Genomic DNA, 25,968 nt, shown 5'->3' with positions numbered 1-25,968 from the left:
TAGATATAGAATATAAAGCTATAATAAAAGATAATATTTTATTATCTTCATATAAGTTGTTTATAATACATAATATTTACATGTGAAATTATATCATATGTTTACCATAGATTTGAGTAAGTCACCTTAAGCATTGTGGGGGTATACATGTACGAATTCTTAGCAACCGCATCAGAGCTGTTATTTAAAGATGCCAATGTATTGTTAAAATTAAGAGAATGGTTTTTTAGCCAAGCCGGCAATATTTTGCTTGCTCTTATTATATTTTTGGTAGGCCGCTATATTATTCGGTGGATTAAAACTCTTGCTGTTCGTGTTATGACACGGGCCAACTATGATACTGCCGCAATGGGCTTTGTATCTCAAATTATTAATTATGTATTGCTTGTAGGTTTATTATTAATCTGTCTTAATCAAATTGGTGTTCCTACTACATCCTTTGTGGCTGCCTTTGGTGCCTTTGGTTTAGGTATCGGCTTGGCATTACAAAATAATATGTCAAACTTGGCATCTGGATTATTGATTTTAATATTTAAACCATTTCGCGCTGGACACTATATTGAGGTTGGGGACATTACAGGTAGCGTTACATCCATACAGTTTATGAATACCATTATCACTACAAAGGATCAGAAACGGGTGTACATACCAAATTCGATTCTTACATCTCAATCAGTAACGAATTATTCCTATATGACTGAACGAATGATTCCGTTTGTTTTTGATATTGGCTATAACAATGATCATCATGAAGCAATTAAGATATTAAAGAACGTTTTTGCCAAGGATAAACGTATTCTAAATGCTAAATATATGGAGATTGGTATTTCTGAATTTGGTGATAACTCTGTGCGTATTTCTGCATTTGCAGAAGTTAAAACTAGTCAGTTTATTGATGTTCGATATAGTATTATGTCCGATGTAAAAGATGCTTTTGATAAGCATGGTATAGATATTCCATATCCACAACGTGTTGTATATATACAACACGCAGATACTTCTACAGATGAAACTAAAGAAACTGAGAAAAAAGTAACTACCACGAATCAAGAAATCTGATAAATCATGAATTTACAAGTTAATAATATGTAGAAAGAGATTGATATGAGAGATTTAATAATGCATAGGCACTTAGTATGGCAACGTTTTATATTGGCGTTAGCTTTCATAGGTGCCATGCTCTTAGGTACTGTTGCTCATGGTGCTGCACCTACGCCACCATCTACCATTGGTGAAGCAGTGGTACTCATTGATGCAGATAATAAGGAGATTTTATTCGCTAAGAATCCCGATAAATGGATGCATCCGGCAAGTACTACGAAAATGGTAACCTTATTAACAGCACTTGAGTTAAAAGGAACGCAATTAGATGAGTTAGCTACGATTAGTCCCTATGCGACGAGCATGGAAGAATCTAATCTTGGTATACAAGTAGGCGACCAAATCACCTTGGAAGGTGTTCTTGAAGGTATGATGGTAGCATCTGGTAATGATGCGGCCGTAGTGGTGGCAGAGAACGTAAGTGGGTCTGTAGAAAATTTTGCGAAGGATATGAATCGCATAGCTGCTAAGGCGGGGGCTAAAAACAGCGTATTCCTCAACCCTCATGGATTGACCCAAATGGGTCATCATTCGACGGCACGAGATTTGGCTTTGATTGCAGCTTATGGGATGAAATATCAAATGTTCCGCGACAAGGTGGCCAATGATTACTATAAGGTGCCTTATCAAAACCGTGCGCCTGAAACGATTCGCACTACAAACCATTTTATCCGTAATAAATATCCTGGTGCTAATGGCTTAAAGACGGGATTTACAAATGCGGCTGGTGAATGTTTAATCGCATCGGCTACGCGAAATGGGCACACTATGATTGTGGTGATGCTCAATGATGACAACCGTTGGAATGAGGCCGTTCAGTTCCTAGACTATGGCTTTAAATTACGCGGTGTCATTTAATATCATAACTATTTAGTTATACATACTATAAAAGGTCCTACCTTCTGGTGGGACCTTCATTGTAAGGGGGATATGTATGAGTTCATTTTTTGCTTTTTTAAAACGGATGCGCTTTATTAACCGTTGGAGCTTGATGCGCAATACGGAAACAGAAAATATTCAAGAACACAGCCTTGAGGTAGCTATGGTAGCCCATAATTTGGCGGCTCTTAAAAATGAATATTTCGGTGGAAATTTAGATATTAACAAGGTGGCCGTCATTGCCATGTACCATGAGGTGAGTGAAATCTTTACAGGGGATATGCCGACGCCTATTAAATACTTTGATCCTAAGCTTCGTTCCTTGTATGGCGAGGTGGAAACCTTAGCGCAAGAAAAAATGTTAAGCACATTGCCGAAACGATTGCAATCCGTTTATAAACCGTATATTGTAGATGCTGAAACATTGCCTGAATGGTCGATTGTGAAAGCTGCCGATACCTTGTCCGCCTATATGAAATGCGTTAATGAATTACATGCGGGCAATGATGAATTCAAGGAGGCGCACGATACGATTTTGGCCAAGTTGAAAGCTCTAAATATGCCAGAGGTGGACATGTTCATCGAAGAATATGTACCGGCCTTGAGTGAGTCCTTGGATAAACTAAATTACTATAAAATATAGTAGGTAGTATTAAGGTTTTGTAATATATTCCTGATTGCGTATCAATATCTTTTTACCGCGCCATGAGAAGGCTCGATGGCCGTGTTTTGCCTTAAACTCCTTATTGGTCATAGACTCTAATTCATCAACATCCACATAAGGTTCGATAGATTGAAATTCAATAATGGGTGTTGTAGGTAAGTCCTTATTATGGGGGCATACTTCTTGGCATACATCACAACCGAATAACAAGGGTGATTTCCTGATGATGGCTTGTTCGTCATTGGTGAGATCGCCTTTTTTTTGCGTTAAATAGCTTTTACAGGTGGCGTAATTAAATGCATTGCCATCTAGACATTGACCTAAGCAGGATGTAATACACCGATTACAGCCCATACACGTATCGGTCATAGGCGTATTGGACTCGAATTCTAATGTGGTGAGCACAGTACCGATAACGATATAAGAACCCCAAGTTGGATTGATAAAGCACTTGTTTTTACCGTAGAATCCAAGACCTGCTAAATACGCCATATATCGATCAGCCAAGGGACTCGTATCGCAATGGATAGAGAATGATGCATCTGGGGCAGTCGTTTTAAGTTCATCTACGAGGCGTTGTAAATAGTCTGTCACCACTAGATGGTAATCAGTGGCCCACGTGTAACGGGATAGATTCGTAGGACCTTCATGTGGCATATGATAGGGAAATAGACAGACGATGGCGCTGTGTGGCATAAAGTCTGTTGTGCCTATCAGTCGTTCGTCTATGTCGGCTGCTGTGAATGGACAGGGATTGGATTCCTGCAAAATTTCACGGGCCTCTATAGGGAGTGGCCATGACGTGGTGCCTACTACGGGTATATGTAATTGTTTGCAAACTTCTTGTAATTTTATATTGTTTGTCATAGATTTACGATGTAATAGTTGTTACAATTATATATATAAGCAAAAATAAAAGGTTTTATGGCAACATTGCTAATAGTAAATGGCTTAAGATAATGATTGTTTTTAGTATACCATTGTGAGGATAGATTATGTTAGCCTTTTTGAAAGTATTACAACCGAAGACGGTGGAAGAGGCCTATGAAATGGCCGTGAAAAATAAGACGGCACCGATGCTTGCTGGTGGGTGTTGGCTACGCTTGGGTCGTCGTACATGGCCTGCAGTAATCGATATGGCAGGACTAGATTTACGATATGTTCGTGAAGAAGATAACGAATTTGTTATTGGCGCTATGGCGACACAAGGCGATGTAGAACGATTTGAACCATTACAACGCTTTTGTAGCGGTGCTGTAGTACGTGGTGTCAAAGAAATTCTAGGCGTCCAATTTAGAAATATGGCTACCATGGGCGGATCCGTAGCTAGCAAATTTGGGTTCTCTGATATTATTCCCGCCTTGTTAGCTGTTCATGCAGACATCGTAACCTATAAAGGTGGTCGTATGTCCATGAAGGATTATATGAATTATCGGGAACGCGATATTTTAGTTGAAATTCGCATCCCTAAACGCGAAGTGCCTGTTGCGGTTGAGGCGTTGCGCATTTCTCGTGGTGACTTTCCGTATTTAACCGGTTCTATTCGCCGTGATGATACAAATTATGAAGTCTATATAGGGACTCGTCCAGGTGCGCCACAATTGGCTGAGAAAGCTAGTGCCTTGCTTTCAGAAAAAGGATTAGATGCATTTGATGAGGCAGCACAGATTGCATCAGAGGAATTAGTGTATCAAAAAAATTCTCATGCATCCAAGGAATATCGCATTGAGATGGCTAAAGCCATGGTTCGTCGGTTAGTTAAGGAGGTGGCACAATAATGGAATTAGTATTGAATATTAATAATAAGAATGTAATCGTTAATGTGCCAACGGATGAAATGCTATTAACTACGCTGCGTAACTTAGGCTATTATAGCGTACGCTGTGGCTGTGATACGACAAACTGTGGTTTATGTACTGTTTGGGTCGACGATGAAATCACGCTATCCTGTGCATATCCTACATTCCGTGCGCCCGGTCATACGATTACGACCCTTGAAGGTCTTGAAGCAGAAGCCTCATTATTAGCAGATTGTCTTGCTTCTGAAGGGGCTGACCAATGTGGTTTCTGTACTACCGGTATGATGATGAGCGCTATCGCATTGAAGCGTAGAAATCCTAATGCTAGTGATGATGAAATCCGAGAATACTTGATTGGCAATCTCTGTCGCTGCACCGGCTATGAGTCGCAGCTCCGCGGTGTTCGTAAGTATCTACAAGGAGGTTTATAATGAAGCACATTGGTAAGTCTTATGATAAAGTCGATGCCAAGGGTATACTCAGTGGTAAACCTTCTTATACAGGGGATTTTGTGCCAAAAGATGCCCTCATTATTAAGGTATTGCGTAGTCCACATGCACAGGCGAAAATTAAATCTATTGACACATCTAAAGCTAAATTAATCCCTGGTGTAGAGGCTATTTTTACCTATGAAGATGTACCGAATACGCGTTTTACTTTAGCAGGTCAAACCTATCCAGAGCCATCTGCCTATGATGCATTGATTCTCGATTCTGTAGTTCGCTATGTAGGTGATGAAGTGGCCCTCGTCGTGGCTAAAGATGAAGCTACTGCATTGAAGGCGATGCCTCTCATTAAGGTTGAATACGAGGTGCAAAAACCGGTGCTTGATTTACGCACGGCTATGGACCATGAAACAGTAGTTCATCCAGAAGATGATATTCTCAATCACATTCCAGTAGGACAAGACTATAAACGCAATATTTGTGTATCGTACCATAAGCGTGTTGGTGATATTGAAGGGGAACTTGCTAAATGCGATTATGTCGTAGAAGGCACATATTTCGACCAAGCTACGCGTCAATCTGCAATGGAACCATTCCAAAGCTTTGGCTATATTGATCATTTAGGCCGTATTGTCATCGTTAGCTCTACGCAAATAGTGTTCCATGTGCGTCGTCATATTGCACGAGCACTAGGAATTCCTGCATCTAAAATTCGCGTTATTAAACCTCGCATTGGCGGTGGTTTTGGATCGAAACAAACGGCTTGTACCGAATTGATGACAGCATTTGTAACCTGGAAATTACAAAAGCCATGTTATTTGCTATATGATAGAACAGAAGCGCAAACTTGTTCTACTACACGTCATGCTCGTGAATGGTATATTCGCGTAGGGGCTACCAAGGATGGCATTATCCAAGTTATCGATATGGACTCCATTACCGATGCAGGCGCTCATGCAACACACTGCTTTACGACAACCACAGCGGGGGAACATAAGTCCGTGCCATTGTATAACAAGGCAAAAGCAGTACACTATGGCACCGAAGGGGTTTACATGAATCATACGCCGGGCGGAGCCTTCCGTGGCTATGGCGCTACAGAGGCTTTGTGGCCTTTAGAATGTGCAGTAAACCGTTTGGCGGACGAAATGGGAATCGACCCAGCGGAACTTCGTCAAAAGAATTTGATTGCTGCCGGTGAACGTAGTTTAGTGTATGACCCTGATGAAATCATGGATTCTGGCCTATTCCAAGAAACTGTAAATAAGGTCAAGGAAATGGCTCGTTGGGATGAGCGTCCTCATAGTTGGGACATTGATGAGCGCTATCGCGGCGGTTTGGGGATGGCTCTTGCTTTACAAGGGTCCGGTGTTGCTAATATCGATGTAGCATCCGTAGAAATTCGTCTTGGCGATGATGGTAACTACACATTGTATACGGGCTCTTCCGATATGGGGATGGGGGCTAATACAATTCTTACACAAATGGCTTGTGAAGCCCTTGGTTGCCCTATGGAATCTATGACGGTTGTCGAATCTGATACGGATATCGTACCATTTGATCCAGGTTCATACGCATCGAGCACGACCTATGTAACGGGTACTGCGGCGAAAATGGCGGCTGAAGAACTGAGAGAAAAGATAATCCATAAATTAGCGCAATTTATGGAGGTTAAACCAGAAGATATTGATTTTGACGGCTTAGTAGGTGTGACTAAGGATGGTACAAAGAAAATGTCCATTCAAGAACTAGCACCTAAGCTATTAGTAGGAACTACATCCGAACAATTAACGGGGTTCGCAACATGGGGTAGTCATACATCTCCACCACCATTCATGGCGTCTATCGCTGAAGTTAAGGTAGATAAACAAACGGGACAAATTATACCGTTACATATGTATAACTGTGTAGACTGTGGTACCGTTGTGAATCCTAAACTAGCGCGTGTACAGGTTGAAGGCGGCGCAGTACAAGCTATTGGTATGGCTTTGTATGAAGACGTTAGATACTCTAGTAATGGTCGTTTAGAAACTAATAATTTTATGACCTATAAAATTCCTACACGTCAAGATATTGGTGAATTACATACAGCCTTTGTTGAATCATATGAGGAAAGTGGTGCATATGGTGTTAAATCCATCGGTGAAATTGTTATTAATACAGCTTGTCCCGCAATACAACATGCTGTAAAAAATGCAGTTGGTGCGGATATTCGTACATTACCTATGACACCAGAGAAGGTATTTATGGGGATGGACGAGAAATATAAAGTATAACCATTTCTACATTCCTAAAGGGGGCCTCGTGCTATGACATCACAAACGCAGTACTGGAATCGTCTTATCCAACCTGGCATTGTCGCATTGGTTGGGGCTGGCGGCAAAACAACGGTCTTATCTAAGCTAGTCGAGTATGGTCGGTTGCAAGGACAACCTATCGTAGTGACGACTACAACACAGTTGTATGAATCACAAGTGGCTCAATATGAACCTATTTATACAAAGGATATCAACGATGTTGATGAATATTGTACAAAACGTATTCAACAAGGTTATTGTGGTGCCTGGTTTAATGGTATTACACGAACTAAGGTTGATGCTGTAGATTGTGAAAGCATAGATGGCCTTAGTGCGTTACATCCAAACTGGCAAATCGTTGTTGAAGCGGATGGAGCCAAAGAGAAATGGCTTAAGGCACCAAAACATACGGAACCTGTTATCCCAAGTCAAACAAAGACGACTATAGGGGTGGTGAACCTTCAAATGCTGGGCGCATCCCTTGATGAAGATCATGTACATAATTTAGAATTAGTTCAATCCATTGTACATCGCGAAGAAGGTGCCATTGTAACACCTCATATGCTTGCTCAAATCGTGCTTCATAAACAAGGGCTATTCCAATATAGTAAGGGCAAGAAAATCTTGTTCTGCACTGGTTATGACACGGTACAACATCGTATTATTGATGATTTCATAAGTCATGTGGTAGATAGTGATATCACGGCCATTGTGTTGGCTGATGGGTATAAGGCTAGTTGTGAAATTCGTCGCATTATTCAATGTCGCTAGGTAGCAAAATGGAATATAAGACAGGTGAAAGCGCTCCCTTAGGGGGCGCCCTTTCACGAGAAACACCTCGTATTGGCCTTGTTTTGTTAGCAGCAGGTCAGTCTCGACGAATGGGAACAAATAAGCAATTACTTCCGTGGCGCGGAAAGACGATTTTTGATGCTGTATGTCATGCATTACAAATTGGCTGGGAACAAACTAATCCTTCATGGAATTTAAAAATCTATCCAATGGTTGCCGTTACAGGTGGGGACCATGATATTGACCATATTGCTAGCAGTTATGGATTTTCCATTATTCATAACGAATATTCTGATTTAGGTCAAGGCACATCCATCGCATTAGGCGTGAAATACTTGATGAATGAATTTGGCACACGCGCTTTAGATGGTATTATTTGCTCTGTGTCTGATCAACCGTTACTGAATCCAATGGTTGTTGAACAACTCATTACTAGCTTTCAACAGCATAGGGATGAAACAAATAGAACAATCGTAGTACCTAAATATGGAACAACTCAACACCCTGGCAATCCCGTTTTGTTTGGTGCCCATTGGTTTGAGGACTTGCAACACATCGAGGGTGACCAAGGTGGACGAACGATCATTCGTGGTGTGGGGCATAATTTTGTAGAATATGTAAGTATTATTCCTGAATGGGGATTTGATATAGATACGCCAGAGGATTATAACGATTTGCAATATCGTGAAAGTGAGGGTGTATGAAGCCTTTAATACTTGTGCGCGGAGGCGGCGATATCGCTTCCGGTGCAATTTATAGATTGAGACGTGCAGGGTACCCTGTAGTAGTTAATGAAATTGCTATACCTACTATGATTCGTAGAGAGGTGAGTTATGGTAATGCTGTTCATTGCGGTGAAATGATTCTTGAACGGTTGGTTGCACGTCATGTGTGTATCGGTGAAATTCAGGATACGTTATCACAAGGTGTGATTCCTGTTGTAACATCGTCCTATGAAGAGCTATTAGATCAACTGCATCCGGATGTTGTTGTAGATGCCATTTTGGCTAAAAAGAATGTAGGAACTACTAGACTCGATGCACCCTTTGTTATTGGTGTAGGTCCTGGATTTAGCGCTGGCCGCGATGTGAATGTAGTCATCGAAACTATGCGTGGACATAATTTAGGACGCTGTATTTATGATGGTGAAGCGCAACCGAATACAGGTATTCCTGGCAATGTGGGTGGTTATACCCATGAACGGGTGATTCATTCGCCAAAGGCAGGAGTATTTACAGCTAAACGTCATATTGGTGACGAGGTGCAAGCTAACGAAGTGATTGGTTATGTTGATGAAGAACCGGTGCGGGCTAAGATTACCGGTACATTACGGGGCATTTTAAAAACGGGACTTATCGTATCTGACCATTTTAAATTGGCTGATGTGGATGCTCGTTGTGAGGAATCGCATTGTTATAGTATTTCTGACAAATCCCTCGCTGTTGGCGGCGGTGTTTTAGAGGCCGTTACTGCATGGGACTATGAAAGGAATAAAGATGGAAATCATTTATGAGATTATGAAAGACCGATTACAGGTGACGGAGCCAACATTTTTGGTGACCATCCTATCGGGGCCTCGTCAAGGGGATAGAACTATCTATAATCAGGATGGGGATATATTATATGGTGACGCTATAGAAGGCTTTACACTAAATAGAGTCAAGCCGAATGCTTTATGTGTATTTGGTAGCACTGAATGTTTTGTTGAACCTGTTGAAAAGGATCCATCTGTACTTGTCCTTGGGGCAGGCCATGTAAGCCGTGCCATTACGGATTTATTATTATTTATCGGATGTCGTGCTACTGTTGTTGATGATCGACCTGAATATGTGGTGCCTGAATTCTTTGATGAGCGTGTAACAAGAAAATGTTTGCCTTTGGATGATTTTAGAGACAAGTTACCTCTTGATGAATATAATGGATTTATTATCGTTACGAGAGCCCATGAATTCGATAACACATGCCTTGAACAATTGAGAGATCAACTGCCTACTTATATGGGTGTTATGGGCAGTCAACAACGTATTCATTATGCATTAGAAAATTTGAAAACCAAAGGTTGGACGCAAGAGGAACTCGATATGATCTATGCTCCTATTGGTCTAGATTTAGGTGCTCAAACACCAGAGGAAATTGCTTTATCTATCGTCAGTGAGTACCTTGCTGTTGTACGAGGTAAACAAGGTCAGTTTTTACGCAGAAAGAGAGTTGTAAGTCATGAAGCGTGAGTTTGTAGAATATTTGAGTCAACGCACAGATGAAACACTAGCAGTGGCAACAATTCTTCATACGGCTGGTTCTACACCTCGTAAAGCAGGTACCTCGATGGTTGTATTCCCTGATGGATCTATTTTTGGTACTATTGGCGGTGGCCGCGCAGAAAATGAAATACGCCTCAGTGCTATTGATTCCATGAAGAAGAAGGAGCAACATCGACGTATTGAAGTAAAATTAAATGATGATATAGCCGTAAAAGAAGGTATGGTTTGTGGCGGTTGCATGGATGTATGGATTAAAACGCAGAATGTATGACTTCGTTTTAAATTTACAGTGCTCATAAAATGCGATAAAATATAAGGTACAGCTAATGTAATGGCTGTACCTTATTATTTTGTATAAGGAGTTGCACATATGCATTTTGAAGCCCTCATACATACCTTTAGAATCCTTGATCTCATCGATATCTTGACGGTTGCTATCGGTATTTATTATATGTATAAACTCTTAAAGGATACACGCGCTGTAGCCTTGCTAAAAGGGTTATTATTTTTGGCTATTTTGAATGTTTTAAGCCATGTAATGAATCTGTATGTTATTAACTGGATTCTCCAACAAGGGATGACCGTTATCCTCTTTGCGTTACCTGTCGTGTTCCAACCGGAATTACGTCGTGCCCTAGAGCAACTTGGGCGTGGCCGTATTTTTAGTAAAGCACAGAATGTAAACGAAGAAGAAATGGATATGGCTATCAATGAAGTGATGGCGGCGGCTCGCGTTATGTCTCGTGAACATACAGGGGCCCTCATCGTATTTGAACGCGAGGTAGGCTTAAACGACTTTATTGATACAGGCATTATTGTTGATGCTGTACTTAGTCGGGAATTGATTAAAAATATTTTCGTTCCTAGTACACCTCTTCATGATGGGGCTATGATTATCCGTAATGGCCGCATTCAGGCTGCAGGTTGTCTATTGCCTCTTACCGAGGACCGTACATTGAGTACCGAACTTGGTACACGTCATCGCGCGGCTATTGGTCTGTCTGAACAAACAGATGCAGTTGTCGTTGTTGTCAGCGAAGAAACGGGTGTCATTTCTTATACCTATGGCGGACATATTTATCGTCACTTACCAGAAGATCAAATTAAAGAGGCCCTTCGTACATTTATGGAAAGACCTCGTCAAAATATTACGAGCATGTGGAAATGGGGTGGCAAGAAATGATGATTCATTTGAAACGCAACTGGCCTGCAAAAATACTTTCATTATTGGCAGCCATCGTCATGTGGTTTTTTATTATGCGCGACCAAAATCCTGTGATGGAGGTTTCCTATACGGTGCCTGTACAGGTGCAAAATTTGGCAGCTAATTACATCATAGAAGATGCACCTCAATATGTACGCGTTACGCTTAGTGGGCCACGCGATACGATTATTAATTTAAAGTCTGAAAACCTTAAGGCTTATATAGATGCGTCAGGGGTTTCGACGGGACAAAATAATGTAACCATCCACTTTAATCCACCATCGGGGATGAACATAGTTGAAATCAAACCTGATACGGTAACGATTAATGTTGATGAATTTGCGTCAAAGAAATTACCTGTTGAAATTGTGCCAATTGGACAAATTCCGGATAATGTGGCCATGAAATCGGTTACTGTGATTCCTAAGGAAGTCACTGTATCTGGTCGCAAACAACAAGTAATGGCTGCCACACGGGTTGTCATGAAGGTTAATGTGGCCGGTCAAACTAAAAACTTTAGTGCTGTTGCTGATTTGGAAGCTTGGGATAATGCGGGCAATGTGCTCGATGTAAATATTAGCCCAACACAAGGTCAAGCACAGTATGAATTAAATTTACTTAGAAAAGATAAAGCCGTACCTATTTCGGCAATAACCGTAGGTCAAGTAGCGGATGGTTATGAAGTCAAAGGTATTACGATTAAGCCTGTACAAGTAACAATTACAGGTCGTGAAGAAATGGTAGATTCTGTTTCGGATCTTAAGACGGAATCTATTGATATAAGTAATGCTACGGCACCTATTGATGGTACCTATAATATAGTAATTCCTGATGGCCTTACTAGTAAGATGACTACGGTTCATGTAACAGTGGATATACAAAGAAAAGCATAGATATGATAAGAATAATAAATCTTCGCGTAGCCGTTACCGTAAAGGCTACGATTGAGGAAATAGTAGAAAAGAAATACCCTCAACTAAAGGGATATATACAGAAAATTCATGTGGTGAGACGTGCCGTAGATGCTCGTAAGAAACCCAATATTGTATTTGTGTATACTCTTTTTGTAGAGGCTCAACATGAAGAAAAAATCATTAAGAAACTAGGTAAGCAAAAGGATGTTACCTTATTTACACCTGAGAATCCAGAACCGATTGCCATTGGTGATAGACCTCTAGCACATAGACCTGTTGTGATGGGCTTTGGTCCTGCAGGTATGATGGCGGCCTTTTACTTAGCCCGTGAAGGCTATCGCCCTATCGTGTTAGAACGGGGACAAGATGTAGATACTCGTGCAAAGGATGTGGAAACATTTTGGAAAACGGGAACCTTTAAACCGGAATCGAATGTTCAATTCGGTGAAGGTGGGGCCGGTACATTTTCTGATGGTAAATTGACTACGCGCGTCACACATCCGCGGTTGCATGAAATTTCAAAATACTTTGTAGAATTCGGGGCACCGGAAGAAATCCTATACAAGCATAAACCTCACGTAGGAACAGATAAATTACGTCATATGGTAAAAGCCATGCGTGAGCGCATTATCGAATGGGGCGGCGAAGTCCGCTTTGGAGCTAAGGTAACCGATGTATTTGTTGATCAGGATTATGTGGTCGGTATCGAGGTGAATGGTGCGGAACGTATTGATACGACTCTAGTTTTATCTGGTGTAGGTCATAGTGCACGAGATACGTATGAAATGTTATTTAAACGCGGTATCGATATGGTGGCTAAACCATTTGCTATCGGTGTTCGCATTGAACATCCTCAAGATGTCATCGATCAATCTCAGTACGGTGTGGATCCAAAGAGCCTAGGATTAGGGGTTGCTGAGTATTCCTTGGTATATCATGATAAAGAATCAGGGCGTACGGCCTATAGCTTCTGTATGTGTCCTGGTGGGCAAGTGGTCGCATCTGCGTCCGAACCGGGCGGTGTTGTAACCAATGGTATGAGCTTGTATGCCCGTGACAGTGGCGTTGCAAATAGTGCTATCGTCGTAAACGTAGGCCCTGATGATTTTGGTACCCATCCTTTAGATGGCGTAGCATTTCAACGAGAATGGGAACGCAAGGCTTATAAATTGGGTGGTTCAAACTTTAATGCACCGGCTCAAACGGTAGGTTCTTTCTTGAGACAGTCTGATGCGCCGTCTGTTGAAAGCAGTATACATAGTTATGAACCTCATATCGTAGATTGCGATTTGCACCAGTGTTTACCTGATTATGTATCGTCTGTTTTAGAACGGGCCTTACCGTATTGGGGACGCCGTATCAAAGGTTTTGATAGCCCTGAAATCTGTATGACCGGCGTTGAAACGCGCACATCTTCACCGCTTCGTATGGGACGTGATGATAATCGCGTATCCACTACAGTCGGTGGCTTTTACCCGATGGGGGAAGGTGCAGGCTATGCGGGTGGCATCATGAGTGCCGCCTTGGATGGTGCAGAAACGGCGATTGCGTGCATGAGCATGTATGCAAAACCTAATGAATGATACTTTCACAAATAGATTTATACATTTACGTGCTATGGTGAAAGCTCAACCTGGATTTTATAAATTGTACAAACTCGTGTGATATAATACACACAACATAGATTGAAATACATTCGTTTGTAGACGGAGGAGAATATGGCTCGATTATTTGGTACTGATGGTGTACGTGGCGTTGTTAATGAATTTTTAACACCTGAATTGGCATACCATTTGGGGCGTGCAGCGGCAACACATTTTGGTAAAGAAAAAGAACATCCTACATTTTTAATTGGTAGAGATACGCGTATCTCTGGTTCCATGTTGGAATGCGCGTTGGCATCTGGCATCTGTTCTGTAGGCGGTAATGTAGTTATGGCGGGAGTCATTCCTACACCTGCTGTAGCATACCTTGTAAAGCAACAAGGTTTTGATGCGGGCGCTGTTATTTCTGCATCTCATAACCCATTCCCAGATAATGGTATTAAATTCTTTGATGGTAGTGGTTTTAAATTACCAGATGAAGTAGAAGATCAATTAGAAGTATATGTACGTCAAAGTGCAGATAACGAATTACCTCGTCCTACAGGTGCTGGCATTGGTCGTGTAGAGTATAATGCAAATCTTGCACATCACTATGCTCACTTTGTTCGTCATACAATCGATACATCCCTTGAAGGTTTAACGATTGTTTATGATGGCGCGAATGGTGCCGCTTCTAGTGTAGGTCCTGAAATTTTGTCTGGTCTTGGTGCAAAGGTTATCAATATCAATGTCAATCCAGATGGTTTGAACATCAATCATCATTGCGGTTCTACCCATATCGAAGGCTTGCAAGTAGCTGTTCAACAACACCATGCTGATTTAGGTATTGCCAATGATGGTGATGCGGACCGTTGCTTGTTAGTAGACGAAAAAGGTCAAGTCCTCGATGGCGACCAAATCATGCTATTATGCGCTCTTAAATTGAAAGAAGAAGGTAAGCTCAAAGGCGATACCGTAGTTGGTACCGTTATGAGTAATATCGGCTTCCACAAAGCAGCTGAAGAACTTGGTATGAAAACCGTTTCTACTGCTGTTGGTGACCGCTATGTATTGGAATATATGCGTGAACACGACCTTTCCATTGGCGGTGAACAATCTGGTCACGTCATTTTCCTCGATCATAACACAACTGGTGATGGCATGTTGACTGCTGTTCAAGTGGCGGCTCTTGTAAAAGAAAAAGGCCAACCACTTTCTGAATTGGCTGGCATTATGACAAAATACCCACAAGTTCTTATAAACGTACGCGTTGCCACAAAGACTGGTTGGGAAGAAAACGATATTATTAAGGCTGCTATTGTAACAGCTGAAGGTGAACTTGGTGACGAAGGTCGTGTACTGGTACGTGCATCTGGTACAGAACCACTCATCCGCGTAATGGCTGAAGGTCCAGACCAAGCAGCACTACAAGCCTTATGTCAAGAAATTGCCGATATTATCGGTAGAGAACAAGGGTTAGCGGAATAAGATTAAGAAATATAATTTATTAAATCCTGTATAGGTACTATCTTTGTAAAAGATGAGATAGCATCTATACAGGATTTTTTACATATAAAGTTTAATGAAACATAGATATGTAAGTTTTGTCTCATCAAATCTAGAGCATGTTGACTGATAGTATTATGTAATTTATAATTTAGCCATAGAGAATTCATGAATTTAATATGAAGGAGCGCGGAGACATGGTAATTAGTTATAAAAAAAAGAAAGAAGAAGTTTTATCAATTTATAATGATATGGAAAATTTTTTGCAGGAGGTTTTGGAATATTATAAGAATATAAATATAAGTAATCCATTAAAGAGAAAAGAGGGACTTATAAAAAAAATTCGGGCTGATATAGAGAAGATTAAAGAAGATAAGTTTAAAATCATAGTAGCAGGAGAAGCGAAAAGTGGGAAATCTACATTTATTAATGCATATTTAGGCATAGACTTATTGCCTGTAGATGTGAAGCAGTGTACTAGTGTCTTACTTGAAATAAAATATGCTAAAAATTTTAAGCTTGTAGCAACTTATGCCGATGGGCGGATAGAAGTAATTAATGAACCAGAAGCTGTTAAATCTTTTTTGAAGAAGAATGCTTCCTTGGATGATGACTATAGAGATATTCCGGTACCTACGATTAATGAAGAAATATTGGTAAAAGCAGGTAGAAAAGCTAATAATAAGACAAAAAAAATAAAGATATTTGAGGAAGATATTAAAAATTTGATTGCGTCTGAGTCAGTTCAAGCAGCTAATATATATCATTTATCTTTAGAAAAATATGAAAGTAAGATTAGGCAATATATATCTAGTTATATAGATAATTGGTTTAATATAGTAACTAAAATTGAGATTTTTTATCCTTTAAGTGATTCTTTAAAAGGAGTTGAAATTATAGATAGCCCGGGTGTATGTGCAAGAGGCGGTGTTTCTGAAGTTACAACAGAGTATATAAAGGATGCTAATGCTATTATTTTTTTGAAACCTATAACAGGACAAGCCATAGAGTCAACTCAGTTTTCTCAATTTATGAATAATACAATTGTTGGACGAAATAAAGAAGCTCTTTTTTTAATATTCACTCGAGTAGCACAAATGAATGAGAATGATTTGATGCGTTTGCAAGAAGAAGCTTATAAGCAGTTCAAACAATTGAATAAAGAAAATATACTTTTTGTAGATAGTAAAGCTGAAATGTCAGCGAAAGTATTTGATTCATTGGAGTCGATAGAAGCTGTGACGAATAAGTTGAAAGAATTAGATGACTCAAAAGAACTTGAGGATTTTATAAAACTATCTTATTACGATACGATAGGCGGCTTGGCGAATGGGAGTCTTAGTGACTTTATTCAATCTTTAGAGGCGAAATCTAGATTTAAACGAGTATACAGTTTATTAGAGAAATTTGGTCGAAAATCGCATTATATATTATTGAAAGATGTATTAAACACAATGATTCGTTTATATAATAGCTTAGATTTAGAATTTAGTGATCAGATTGAGTCATGGAGACAAAAAATCAAAAACCCTAATGATATAGAAGCTAAAATAAAAAAGTTAGAAGCAGAGAAAAATTTAATTTTAAATAGGATAGCAGTTGGTATTGAAGATATTCGCTATCATTATACTAGTAATGAAAAGGGAAAAATAAAAGAGGTTGCTGATACTATAGTTTGTAATTATAAAAGTAAGAAAGCCTCATTAAATCCAGATAAAGAAGGGTCTATTGATAGTTTAAAATCTATTTCTTTGGAAACTATAGAAGAATGCAAAGAGATTTCTAAGAAAATCCAACAAGAGGTGATAGAGGATTGTAATGATTTATTAAAATCAATCTCAGAAAAATTAGATTTGATAGATTTTATAAAGCCGGATTATGAATCCATCGATTTTGAAAAAATAGAAAAACAAAGTAAATCTAATGCTGAAGAACGTGTAAAAATTAAAGAAGCAGGAACATTTTCAGATGCAAAATATGCATCAGTATTTTCGCAAAAAAAATATTTTAAAAATTATTCTAATAGTATTGATAAACGACTTAATTTGATAAGAGCTGAATTGGAGAATGAGTTAATTGATTTTGTTTCTGATGCGATTATAGAGTATAGATTTGAGTTAAATAATAATGCTGATAGTAAGATTAAAGAGTTGAAAGAGATTAATGAGGTAAGAGTAGAAAATACTGAGATAATGAAATATATTGAGAAAATAGAGGAGCTCTCTAGTTTCTCGAAGGGAGGACAAATAAAATTAAAAGCTATTGAAAAGGGGATATTATAATATGTATAGTGATATTATAGCTTCTAAAATTAATGATTTATTTACTGATTTAGGTGAAAAATCATGCGAAATAGTAGATTTATCTGATGATTCAAAAAAACTTAGTGAAGAGATTTATAGCTTGGTTTCTATGGAATTATCTATACGGAGTAAATCAATATTAAGTGATTTGTTATATTTAGCTTCAAAAAAATACTTGAGTAATATGGATCCTAAGGATATTATGACACAGAATAAGTTTTTGAGCTTAAATTTGACAACTGTATTATTAGAGCAATTTAAATTCCAATTACCAGAGAGAACAGGTTTTAACTCTAATAATAAAAAAAGATATATTGTTGATCTTGGTGTGCTATTAGGGTTATCTGTAATAAGTGGAGGGCTTGTAAAATCTCTAACGGAGTCTTCTTTTATAGGGGGATATATTGTAATTACCACAGTAAGTTCTTTAGTAGCTACAGTATTATTAGATCAATTTATTGTTAAAAATAAACTAGAAAAACAGGAACTAAAAAAAGCTATATCAATATATTTATCAAATTTAAGAGAACAATTTATTAATCATTTAGACTGTGCTGAAAATGAATTTTATCGACGTATAGATGCTTTTGAGTCTTCTATTGAATCGCATGAGGTTTAAAATGGCTGACAATGAAATAAATACACTATCCAATAAAATTGATATTCTTAGTGAGGATACTTTTAAATATTTACAGTTAGTGTGCCCAGCATATACTATAAGCCAAGATAATATAGATCAATATTTAGAAGAAAAAAGTTCTGTTCTGATAAAAAATATGACATTTTATAAAATTGTGTCTTGCACTACTGAAGAAATAAATTCTGTTGGAGAGGAACTTAATGAAAAAATAGAAAAATTATTTATTAGTTTGAACTCTTTAGCTGTTCCAATTACATATGGAATTATTAGTCAGGATGGGGTTGCTAATATAGTAATTGGTGTTTTGGGGGATAGTGATACTGTAAAATCCATTACTGAAGGGTGTTTAACTGGGATTGAACTTGAGCATTATAGACCAGAATTTGTTGAGAATGTATCAGAAAAGAATTATTATGGTGTATTAGCTGGAATTCCGACGATAAATATTGATGGTGAAAAACAAAAATTTAGTATATCCTCTATACTAAGAACTTTAAATGGAAAATCTTATACACTTTTATTTTTAGCAAAACCTATTCCTCGTGTATCGACAGAAAATAGGATCTCTAGTTTAATTAATATTCGCGATAGAGCGTTCGCTCTAAGTAAACATACGATGGCGGATTCATTTGGCACATCTAATTCTAAAACTGTAAGTACAAGTAACTCGGAGTCTGAATCTATTAGTAAAGCTAATATGAGTGGACATATATTGGGAGGGCTTGGAGCTGCTGGAGGTGCTGCTATAGGTTCAGTAGTCCCCGTAATTGGTACTGCGACAGGTATGCTATTAGGTGGTCTTATCGGAAATGCATTAGGTATTGTAGCGGGTGCTGGAAAGACAGAATCTTATAGCACTAGTAGAACAATTAGTGAAAGTATAGGACAAACTATATCTGAGAATAAATCTATTTCAAGAGAAATTCAAAATGGCTTTGCATTGGAATTAATGTCGTATGCCGATACAGCTATAAATAGAATGAAAATAGGCCGATCTTGTGGTATGTGGGAAGTATCAATCGCATATTCTGCGTTATCTTTAGATGCAAAAAAAGTTATAGAAGCTTGCTTGCTAGGGGAACTTTCAAAACCTAGCATAGAGCAATTACCTATGATTACATTTACAATTGATAAAGAGAGTAGAGAATTAATTCAAATACCAAGATTCTTGAACGGATATAAAGTTAATAGTTATGAAGAAAATCCACTGTGTTCTTCTTTAACTTCAACAGAGTTAGGCTTATTATGCACATTACCAACTGAAAGTGTTCCTGATTTTGAAGTGCGTTATGAAAAATCATATCCTTTAGTTCGCTCGTCTACTGAAAAAGATGATATTAAAGTTGGATATTTATTAGATGGTAGTCGTGTTTTAAATAATATGCCATTTACTTTTAGTAAACGTGATTTGAATAAACATACTTTTATTTGTGGACTGACAGGTAGTGGCAAGACTACAACTGTAAAAAAGATACTACATGAAGCTGGTATGCCTTTTTTAGTTATAGAGTCAGCCAAAAAAGAGTATAGAAGCTTTAGTGATGTAGATATAAATGGAATATATACGATGGGGAACCCACAGCTTAATTGCCCACAAATTAATCCTTTCTATATCATGCCAGGAGTTAATTTACAGAGTCATATTGATTTATTAAAAGACTTATTCAATGCATCGTTTGGATTATATGGACCTATGCCATATATATTAGAAAAATGTCTCTATTCAATTTATCAGAAGAAAGGTTGGGATTTAACATTAGGTTGTCATCCATTATTGGTAAATTTAGATTCAGAACTGTATTTATATGATGAACAATATATTTTTGAACAATATCAAAACAGTGCACATCGCTATTTATTTCCAACTATGCAGGATTTAAAAAATGAGATAATTCGTTATATAGAAGATGAACTTGAATATAAAGGTGAAATTTTAGATAATATAAAGTCTGCAATGCTAGTTCGTATAGAAAATCTATGTTATGGGTCTAAAGGCTATACATTTAATACATCAGAATGTATAAATTTTGATCAATTATTAAATAAACGTGTTGTATTTGAACTTGAAGATTTAGCTGATGATGCAGATAAAGCTTTTGGAGTGGGACTTCTTATTATTTTTGTCAATGAATATAGAAAAATAAAAAAAGAGTTGCAAGGATTTTATAGTGAAGGCTTACAACATCTTTTAGTTATTGAAGAAGCTCATCGCTTATTAAAAAACACAGTAGCAGAAGTAAATTCGGAATTTAATGGGAATGCGAAAGGCAAGGCTGTAGAGCATTTTGTTAATATTCTTGCTGAGATGCGATCTTATGGTCAAGGTGTTATTGTAGCGGAGCAAATTCCATCAAAATTGGCTCCTGATGTAATAAAGAATTCATCTAATAAAGTAGTTCAACGCCTTGTATCAAAGGATGATCAGAATGTGATGGCTAATACTATTGGTATGCTTAGTGAAGATGCTATACAGTTAGGAACTTTAAAATCTGGGTATGGATATTGTCATAGAGAAGGCATGTCTAATCCTACGCGTGTTAAAATTGAGAATACTATAGTTGATGAATCAGGAGATTTTACAGGACTGAACAGATATATAACTGATGAAGATATATATAGTTATAATTATAATAGATTTAATTTATTGAATTTGAGTACTGTAACTAGAGCATTTGATGATGATATAAAAGTGCAGCGTTTGATTATTGCATTTTTTAATACAATTTTAGTAGAGTCAAAAGAAAATATAAAATTATCAATAGAAGAAATATTTGTAAATTTAGTAAAAATAGCTAATCGGAAGTCGTTATCATTGTTATTCTGCGACAATATTAGAATTCTCATTAGAGATTATTTATTTATATCAATATTAAAGTTACTTGTAACTGGTATTTATTCAGTAAAACAATTACCATCAGATGATCTAGCTTCTGCTATAAAAGATGTATTGAATTTACGTACTGATGAAGCCATTGTCAGGTTGAAAAACTTATTGGAAAAGTCTTATAAACGAGATATTTTATTATACGGACGATTTATTGTGATGAGTTTGATTGCTAAGGATAAAATTGAAAACTTAGATTTAATGAGAACTATAGATAATTATTTTATAGTTATTTCAAAAACGGAAAAGAGTCGTATATATAGAGGTTTAATGGAGATACGAGATGAGGTGTCTGAATATGATAAACGCTAATAATGTTAGATTGGATGATTTTGAACAGACACTAACTGTTTCAGAACTCAATGAAATCGATTTGAGTAAAACTATTCAAAAATCGATAGGAGAGATAGATTCAGAATTTATTTTTACTACCGCACCTAAAGAATTAAACTATATCTTTGATGATGAGAATGTTATTTGGCAATCTGTATTAAATACTCAGAACGAAGAGGGAATAGTGGATAACGTTGAAATAAATAATATTGAATTTTCTGATCCATTGCTTTCACAATTGACTGAAGAAGAAAAGGTTAAAGTGAAATCAGAAACAGGTTGGTCTAATGAAATTATTGATAATATTGAAAATATGAGACAATATGAGATTTTAAAAGAAGCAGATCTTGTAGAAGTTGAGATTAATGGACGTCCATGTTTGATTAAGAAAGATATCAATTTAGATTATACAGATGCTGATGGAATTAGTAATAGAGATCGTATAAAGAGGGGATTAGCACCTATTGATGAAAAAACAGGAAAGCCATTAGAATTACATCATCTTGGGCAGAAAGTGGATTCTCCTCTTGTCGAATTGTCAATAGAAGAGCATCGGACAGGTGAATATGTAGATGGTAAGAAAAATCAGACTCTATGGCATGATAATACAAAAGTAACAGAAGTTCATGGTGAGGGTAATACTTGGGATGAAGAGCGTAAGAGTCATTGGAAAACAAGAAGTGAAAATATAAAGGAGTAGATTGATGAAAACTGATATAACTACTACAATTAATTCGTTGCCAGATCTTCTTTCATTAAAAAAAGCATCAGAAGAAATGATTAATAGTGCTGAAGAAGAATTGGATTTGAAGTTTGCTGATGAATTTAAACAGTATTTGAGGGAGTTTGGGGCAATTATTGCAGAAGGGATTGAGTTAACTGGAATTGCTAATTCAGAACATAGACATGTTGTACCAGTAACAAAAGAGGCCTGGAATTTAAATCCAAATATACCTCATAGATTTTATGTGATAGAGGATACACATGTAGATGGGATTGTTATTTGGCAAGAGAATTCAGGTAAGGTATATAGAAGTGCTCCTAATTCTCAACTTGTATTGATTGCAAACAGTATGAAACAATACATAGAAAGAAGATTTAATATAGTATAAAATATGGCTAAATTTTATCCTACGATAATAAATAGTTTTCATTCTAGTGAAGGAGAACGCCTTGTATATGAGGCGTTCTCAAAATTAAATAATGAGTATGTTATTTTCCATTCTTACCACTGGTTAGGTGAAATAAACCAACGGCGGAGTGAAGGAGAAGCAGATTTTGTTGTTTTGCACCCTAAGAAAGGTATCTTATCTATTGAAGTTAAAGCTGGGGGTATCTCGTATTGCAATGGTAATTGGGTTCAAACGAATCGTTATACAAAAGAAAATAAAATAATTGACCCACTCGGTCAAGCTGCAGAAAGTCAATTTAGGATTCAGAACTATTTACGTAAACATTATCATGGGCCAATGCCTGTAATTGGGCGTGCGGTATGGTTCCCATCAGTATCTATTCATGATAAAATTACACTACCCTTAGAAGTTAATCGCGATATTATATTTGATGTAGGTTCATTAATTAACCCATCAGAAGATCTAGATAAAGCGTTTTTATTCTGGAAAGAAAATCTTGGGTTTAGGCAAACAGAGCTTTGTATGCATGATTTTAAAGATGTAATCAAGTTATTAATGCCTAATTTTAGAATTGCGGAGTCAGTTGCTAGTACTGCATTTGAGTCTAAGCGTAGTTATATTCTAATGAACAGACAACAAGCATCTATATTATATTTTTTACAGGAGCAACCTACTGCTGTTATTCATGGACCTGCTGGTACGGGTAAGACAATGCTAGCTATAGAGAAAGCTAAAATACTTGCAAGTAAGGGTGAAAATGTCCTATATCTTTGCTTTAATGAGTTTCTATTGTCTTATTTACAGGAGCATTATAAACAGAGTAGTATTATATTTCACAATGTCCGTTCTCTTGCAGAGGAGTTAATGCCACAACAAGAATATTCAATTTCAGAAATTATCCCGATGTTTATTGAGTATTTTTTGACTGAATATGATGATTGTTTATGGCCTTATGATAATGTAGTTATTGATGAAGGGCAGGATATTCCGGAATCTATTCTTGAACATATTTCGATATTAACAGATATGTTAAATGGTCATTTTTATGTATTTTATGATAAGAATCAATATATTATGATGCATAAATCAACATGTTGGTTGGATACATATGGTGATTGTCGTTTAGTCTTATATAAGAACTGTCGGAATACTGCAGAAATTGCTCGTACTATTGGTACTACTGTCGAGAATATAAAGGAAGATATTTATGTCAATGATTTATCTGGTATAATTCCGAAAGGTTCTTTCTATCAAAATGCAAAAGAGTTGATGCGGATTGTATCCAATTTTGTAATTCGAATGATACAAGATAAGTTAAAAATTGAGGATATTGTAATTTTGACGACTAGTAGTATTGAAAACAGTATATTGCAAAATGTTAAGAGTGTTGGGGGGCTTTCGATTTCTACAACTCCAAAGAAAGGTCACATTTTATTTACATCTGTAAGAAAATTTAAAGGATTAGAAGCTAAGGCAGTACTTCTTATTGATATTTATGTAGATAAGCTTAATGATGAACTTCATAAGCGATTGGTATATGTTGGATGCTCAAGAGCAAGTACATATTTACAAATGGCTTTTTATGATAATGTAGAACCATCAGAATATAAAGCTATTATTAAACACTATTCTGATAAAGCGGTATCAGAAAACCCTAAATCTGATTTGTTAAATCTATTTAGGATTGATATAATATAATAAGAGTAATAGGAGTCATCATTACTTTGATGACTCCTATTATTCTTATTATTTGTTTTTTATCATGAGTTTATATCCATTCAAGTGAATATTATCTCCTGTAGTATCTTCGTTCGTTAAGGATTTTACATAGCTATCACCAGTAAGTGTCCAGGTAGAGTCTTTGCTGAGTTTCAGTGTAATTTCTTTTGCTGTATTGTCAGTGTTTATAGCGCCAACTAAACTAGATTCATTTGTCATGTCTAGCGCAATGGTGCTAATTGCATCGGCTACAATATTGCCGTTTAAGGCTTGGTTGGAGGCGCGAAGTGTAAGGTGACCGCCATTTTCACCGGTTTTGCCCCAACGGGAGTCGGCCGCTGCTTTCACTAGTGTTGTAGTATTGGGAGTAGAGATAGCATTGCCAGTAAGGTCTACCTCTGCAGTGGTGTTGTTCACATAGATGAAAGCGCCTGTAGCATGGGTGGTGAGTGAGTTGTTTTCTGCTTTGAAACGGGCAATACCACTTTCAGCATCACCAGAAAAGCTTTGGTATAGCATAAAACCATTGTCTTTGTAGCCTGTTACATTAGAGTTGGTAAGTGTGATGGAATTTTTGCCTTCTACAACACCAATTTCACTGTTTTTAGCTTCGCCCGTAATATAGTCAGCTGTGATATTACCAGTAGAGTAGATAATAGGACTACCTTCACCAGATGTTGTTAATTTGGCAGCCTCTGCTGTAATGGTACCTTCGCCACGGTCTGTAGCTAATGTAGCAGAGTGAGCACCTTCGGTTGTAATAGTAAGATTTCTGCCGTTTACAGTGCCTTTATAAGTGGCATCTAAACCGCGGGAGGAATCGCTCTTTGTGTGAATGTTAGTATTTTCTACATTGATGACAGAACCTTCATCAGTGGCAAATACTGCATTCGAGCCATTGGAATTGGATGTAATATTGCTGCCTTTGATGTTGATTTGACTACCGTCGATACCGAGTATTACTGCGTTTTGACCACGGAAATTACTATTGTCATCGCTTGTCGTATTGCCTGTTTTATCGAATACGCTGTTTTCGATGGTTACAACTGCTTTATCTTTGCCGATGAACGCATTTTGATCTGATGTTGTATTAGATATCAATTCATGCGCAATGGCTTTATTTTCGGTTACTACCGTAGTACCTGTGAAAGTATTAGGATTAGCTTCAGCTTTTGGAACTGGCCCATTAGGTGCACTCATAGGTGGATTTCCAGCTGGTGGTGCACTTGGTATGTCTTCTGCAAAGGTTGGAAGGAATGCCAATGTAGAAAGGGCGGCACCTAATACGGCAGGAAGTACCCAACGGCGTAATTTTCTATATGAGTGTTTATGGTTTAGAGATGTTGTCTTTTTATGTGTTTTATTATTTTGTGTATTCATTGTAATCTCTCCTGTTAGACAATAAATATGCATCATATAAATTTCGATAAATATGATTGTATAAAATTTTTATAATAAGTAGTATAATAATGGTGTATGAGTGATCTATGAAATCGTTTGGCTTTATGTA

Annotated in this window: 23 protein-coding genes; 21 read left to right on the top strand and 2 right to left on the bottom strand. The window is 37.5% G+C overall.

Annotated features, from left to right (window positions below; genetic code table 11):
• Positions 1 to 147 precede the first annotated feature (147 nt).
• The 3 genes from O3598_RS04835 to yfbR all read left to right on the top strand — a co-directional run bounded on the left by O3598_RS04835 (position 148) and on the right by yfbR (position 2,623).
• Entirely contained in the window at positions 148 to 1,059 is a 912-nt protein-coding gene (locus tag O3598_RS04835; RefSeq protein ID WP_287505405.1) for a mechanosensitive ion channel family protein, read from the top strand.
• A gap of 45 nt (positions 1,060 to 1,104) precedes the next feature.
• Positions 1,105 to 1,959, top strand: coding sequence for a D-alanyl-D-alanine carboxypeptidase family protein (locus tag O3598_RS04830; protein ID WP_287505403.1), 855 nt, complete (start codon positions 1,105 to 1,107; stop codon positions 1,957 to 1,959).
• A gap of 76 nt (positions 1,960 to 2,035) precedes the next feature.
• Complete coding sequence (gene yfbR, locus O3598_RS04825) at positions 2,036 to 2,623, top strand: 5'-deoxynucleotidase (protein WP_005375498.1); 588 nt, start codon at positions 2,036 to 2,038, stop codon at positions 2,621 to 2,623.
• 9 nt (positions 2,624 to 2,632) lie between these two features.
• Here the strand turns inward: yfbR and O3598_RS04820 are convergent, their stop codons facing one another.
• A complete protein-coding gene (locus tag O3598_RS04820) occupies positions 2,633 to 3,511 on the bottom strand; it encodes an epoxyqueuosine reductase (protein ID WP_287505401.1) in 879 nt (292 codons plus the stop codon).
• A gap of 128 nt (positions 3,512 to 3,639) precedes the next feature.
• On the opposite strand from O3598_RS04820, the gene O3598_RS04815 reads away from it, so the two are divergent.
• The 18 genes from O3598_RS04815 to O3598_RS04730 all read left to right on the top strand — a co-directional run bounded on the left by O3598_RS04815 (position 3,640) and on the right by O3598_RS04730 (position 24,437).
• Complete coding sequence (locus O3598_RS04815; protein ID WP_316602343.1) at positions 3,640 to 4,422, top strand: FAD binding domain-containing protein; 783 nt, start codon at positions 3,640 to 3,642, stop codon at positions 4,420 to 4,422.
• Positions 4,422 to 4,874 (top strand): (2Fe-2S)-binding protein, encoded by a 453-nt coding sequence (locus O3598_RS04810; RefSeq protein WP_005375431.1) that lies wholly within the window; start codon positions 4,422 to 4,424, stop codon positions 4,872 to 4,874. Before O3598_RS04815 ends, O3598_RS04810 begins: the two co-directional genes overlap by 1 nt.
• Positions 4,874 to 7,165 carry a xanthine dehydrogenase family protein molybdopterin-binding subunit gene (locus O3598_RS04805; RefSeq protein WP_285417414.1) on the top strand — a complete coding sequence of 764 codons (2,292 nt, stop codon included), beginning with the start codon at positions 4,874 to 4,876 and terminating at the stop codon, positions 7,163 to 7,165. The genes O3598_RS04810 and O3598_RS04805 overlap by 1 nt, the downstream gene beginning before the upstream one ends.
• A 33-nt stretch (positions 7,166 to 7,198) precedes the next feature.
• Positions 7,199 to 7,957, top strand: coding sequence for a selenium cofactor biosynthesis protein YqeC (gene yqeC, locus O3598_RS04800; RefSeq protein ID WP_005382104.1), 759 nt, complete (start codon positions 7,199 to 7,201; stop codon positions 7,955 to 7,957).
• Positions 7,958 to 7,965: 8 nt separating this feature from the next.
• Positions 7,966 to 8,682: a nucleotidyltransferase family protein gene (locus O3598_RS04795; protein ID WP_227068569.1), complete on the top strand. Its 717-nt coding sequence runs from the start codon at positions 7,966 to 7,968 to the stop codon at positions 8,680 to 8,682.
• Complete coding sequence (gene yqeB, locus O3598_RS04790) at positions 8,679 to 9,491, top strand: selenium-dependent molybdenum cofactor biosynthesis protein YqeB (RefSeq protein ID WP_227068568.1); 813 nt, start codon at positions 8,679 to 8,681, stop codon at positions 9,489 to 9,491. Before O3598_RS04795 ends, yqeB begins: the two co-directional genes overlap by 4 nt.
• Positions 9,475 to 10,206 carry an XdhC family protein gene (locus O3598_RS04785; RefSeq protein ID WP_227068567.1) on the top strand — a complete coding sequence of 244 codons (732 nt, stop codon included), beginning with the start codon at positions 9,475 to 9,477 and terminating at the stop codon, positions 10,204 to 10,206. The genes yqeB and O3598_RS04785 overlap by 17 nt, the downstream gene beginning before the upstream one ends.
• On the top strand, positions 10,196 to 10,510 hold the full coding sequence (locus O3598_RS04780) for an XdhC family protein (protein WP_227068566.1): 315 nt from the start codon (positions 10,196 to 10,198) through the stop codon (positions 10,508 to 10,510). The genes O3598_RS04785 and O3598_RS04780 overlap by 11 nt, the downstream gene beginning before the upstream one ends.
• A gap of 99 nt (positions 10,511 to 10,609) precedes the next feature.
• A complete protein-coding gene (cdaA, locus tag O3598_RS04775) occupies positions 10,610 to 11,422 on the top strand; it encodes a diadenylate cyclase CdaA (RefSeq protein WP_005375475.1) in 813 nt (270 codons plus the stop codon).
• Complete coding sequence (locus O3598_RS04770) at positions 11,419 to 12,336, top strand: CdaR family protein (RefSeq protein WP_038123666.1); 918 nt, start codon at positions 11,419 to 11,421, stop codon at positions 12,334 to 12,336. The genes cdaA and O3598_RS04770 overlap by 4 nt, the downstream gene beginning before the upstream one ends.
• Positions 12,337 to 12,338: 2 nt before the next feature.
• Positions 12,339 to 13,940, top strand: a complete 1,602-nt coding sequence (locus O3598_RS04765; protein WP_371452001.1) for an NAD(P)/FAD-dependent oxidoreductase — start codon at positions 12,339 to 12,341, stop codon at positions 13,938 to 13,940.
• Between the two features lie 135 nt (positions 13,941 to 14,075).
• Positions 14,076 to 15,428, top strand: a complete 1,353-nt coding sequence (glmM, locus tag O3598_RS04760; protein WP_371451999.1) for a phosphoglucosamine mutase — start codon at positions 14,076 to 14,078, stop codon at positions 15,426 to 15,428.
• Positions 15,429 to 15,643: 215 nt separating this feature from the next.
• On the top strand, positions 15,644 to 17,728 hold the full coding sequence (locus tag O3598_RS04755) for a dynamin family protein (RefSeq protein ID WP_371451997.1): 2,085 nt from the start codon (positions 15,644 to 15,646) through the stop codon (positions 17,726 to 17,728).
• 1 nt (position 17,729) lies between these two features.
• A complete protein-coding gene (locus tag O3598_RS04750; RefSeq protein ID WP_316062778.1) occupies positions 17,730 to 18,368 on the top strand; it encodes a hypothetical protein in 639 nt (212 codons plus the stop codon).
• Position 18,369: 1 nt separating this feature from the next.
• A complete protein-coding gene (locus O3598_RS04745; RefSeq protein ID WP_371451994.1) occupies positions 18,370 to 21,585 on the top strand; it encodes an ATP-binding protein in 3,216 nt (1,071 codons plus the stop codon).
• Positions 21,572 to 22,306, top strand: a complete 735-nt coding sequence (locus tag O3598_RS04740) for an HNH/ENDO VII family nuclease (protein ID WP_371451993.1) — start codon at positions 21,572 to 21,574, stop codon at positions 22,304 to 22,306. The genes O3598_RS04745 and O3598_RS04740 overlap by 14 nt, the downstream gene beginning before the upstream one ends.
• 4 nt (positions 22,307 to 22,310) lie before the next feature.
• On the top strand, positions 22,311 to 22,718 hold the full coding sequence (locus O3598_RS04735; RefSeq protein WP_371451991.1) for an SMI1/KNR4 family protein: 408 nt from the start codon (positions 22,311 to 22,313) through the stop codon (positions 22,716 to 22,718).
• Positions 22,719 to 22,721: 3 nt separating this feature from the next.
• The gene (locus O3598_RS04730) at positions 22,722 to 24,437 is read left to right on the top strand and encodes an NERD domain-containing protein (RefSeq protein WP_371451989.1); all 1,716 of its coding nucleotides are present in this window, start codon (positions 22,722 to 22,724) and stop codon (positions 24,435 to 24,437) included.
• A 48-nt stretch (positions 24,438 to 24,485) separates the two neighbouring features.
• Here the strand turns inward: O3598_RS04730 and O3598_RS04725 are convergent, their stop codons facing one another.
• Positions 24,486 to 25,838, bottom strand: a complete 1,353-nt coding sequence (locus O3598_RS04725) for a hypothetical protein (RefSeq protein WP_371451987.1) — start codon at positions 25,836 to 25,838, stop codon at positions 24,486 to 24,488.
• Between the last annotated feature and the right edge of the window lie 130 nt (positions 25,839 to 25,968).

It is taken from the genome of Veillonella atypica (genome assembly GCF_041431435.1).
Taxonomy (GTDB): Bacteria; Bacillota; Negativicutes; order Veillonellales; family Veillonellaceae; genus Veillonella; species Veillonella atypica.
Note: the sequence above shows the minus strand (reverse complement) of the source record. Positions and strands in the feature narration are given on the sequence as shown.

Bases quoted from the DNA above. Each gene is read 5' to 3' on its own strand.
- O3598_RS04835 (WP_287505405.1), top strand. From the start codon at position 148: ATGTACGAATTCTTAGCAACCGCATCAGAGCTGTTATTTAAAGATGCC.
- O3598_RS04830 (WP_287505403.1), top strand. From the start codon at position 1,105: ATGAGAGATTTAATAATGCATAGGCACTTAGTATGGCAACGTTTTATA.
- yfbR (WP_005375498.1), top strand. From the start codon at position 2,036: ATGAGTTCATTTTTTGCTTTTTTAAAACGGATGCGCTTTATTAACCGT.
- O3598_RS04820 (WP_287505401.1), bottom strand. From the start codon at position 3,511: ATGACAAACAATATAAAATTACAAGAAGTTTGCAAACAATTACATATA.
- O3598_RS04815 (WP_316602343.1), top strand. From the start codon at position 3,640: ATGTTAGCCTTTTTGAAAGTATTACAACCGAAGACGGTGGAAGAGGCC.
- O3598_RS04810 (WP_005375431.1), top strand. From the start codon at position 4,422: ATGGAATTAGTATTGAATATTAATAATAAGAATGTAATCGTTAATGTG.
- O3598_RS04805 (WP_285417414.1), top strand. From the start codon at position 4,874: ATGAAGCACATTGGTAAGTCTTATGATAAAGTCGATGCCAAGGGTATA.
- yqeC (WP_005382104.1), top strand. From the start codon at position 7,199: ATGACATCACAAACGCAGTACTGGAATCGTCTTATCCAACCTGGCATT.
- O3598_RS04795 (WP_227068569.1), top strand. From the start codon at position 7,966: ATGGAATATAAGACAGGTGAAAGCGCTCCCTTAGGGGGCGCCCTTTCA.
- yqeB (WP_227068568.1), top strand. From the start codon at position 8,679: ATGAAGCCTTTAATACTTGTGCGCGGAGGCGGCGATATCGCTTCCGGT.
- O3598_RS04785 (WP_227068567.1), top strand. From the start codon at position 9,475: ATGGAAATCATTTATGAGATTATGAAAGACCGATTACAGGTGACGGAG.
- O3598_RS04780 (WP_227068566.1), top strand. From the start codon at position 10,196: ATGAAGCGTGAGTTTGTAGAATATTTGAGTCAACGCACAGATGAAACA.
- cdaA (WP_005375475.1), top strand. From the start codon at position 10,610: ATGCATTTTGAAGCCCTCATACATACCTTTAGAATCCTTGATCTCATC.
- O3598_RS04770 (WP_038123666.1), top strand. From the start codon at position 11,419: ATGATGATTCATTTGAAACGCAACTGGCCTGCAAAAATACTTTCATTA.
- O3598_RS04765 (WP_371452001.1), top strand. From the start codon at position 12,339: ATGATAAGAATAATAAATCTTCGCGTAGCCGTTACCGTAAAGGCTACG.
- glmM (WP_371451999.1), top strand. From the start codon at position 14,076: ATGGCTCGATTATTTGGTACTGATGGTGTACGTGGCGTTGTTAATGAA.
- O3598_RS04755 (WP_371451997.1), top strand. From the start codon at position 15,644: ATGGTAATTAGTTATAAAAAAAAGAAAGAAGAAGTTTTATCAATTTAT.
- O3598_RS04750 (WP_316062778.1), top strand. From the start codon at position 17,730: ATGTATAGTGATATTATAGCTTCTAAAATTAATGATTTATTTACTGAT.
- O3598_RS04745 (WP_371451994.1), top strand. From the start codon at position 18,370: ATGGCTGACAATGAAATAAATACACTATCCAATAAAATTGATATTCTT.
- O3598_RS04740 (WP_371451993.1), top strand. From the start codon at position 21,572: ATGATAAACGCTAATAATGTTAGATTGGATGATTTTGAACAGACACTA.
- O3598_RS04735 (WP_371451991.1), top strand. From the start codon at position 22,311: ATGAAAACTGATATAACTACTACAATTAATTCGTTGCCAGATCTTCTT.
- O3598_RS04730 (WP_371451989.1), top strand. From the start codon at position 22,722: ATGGCTAAATTTTATCCTACGATAATAAATAGTTTTCATTCTAGTGAA.
- O3598_RS04725 (WP_371451987.1), bottom strand. From the start codon at position 25,838: ATGAATACACAAAATAATAAAACACATAAAAAGACAACATCTCTAAAC.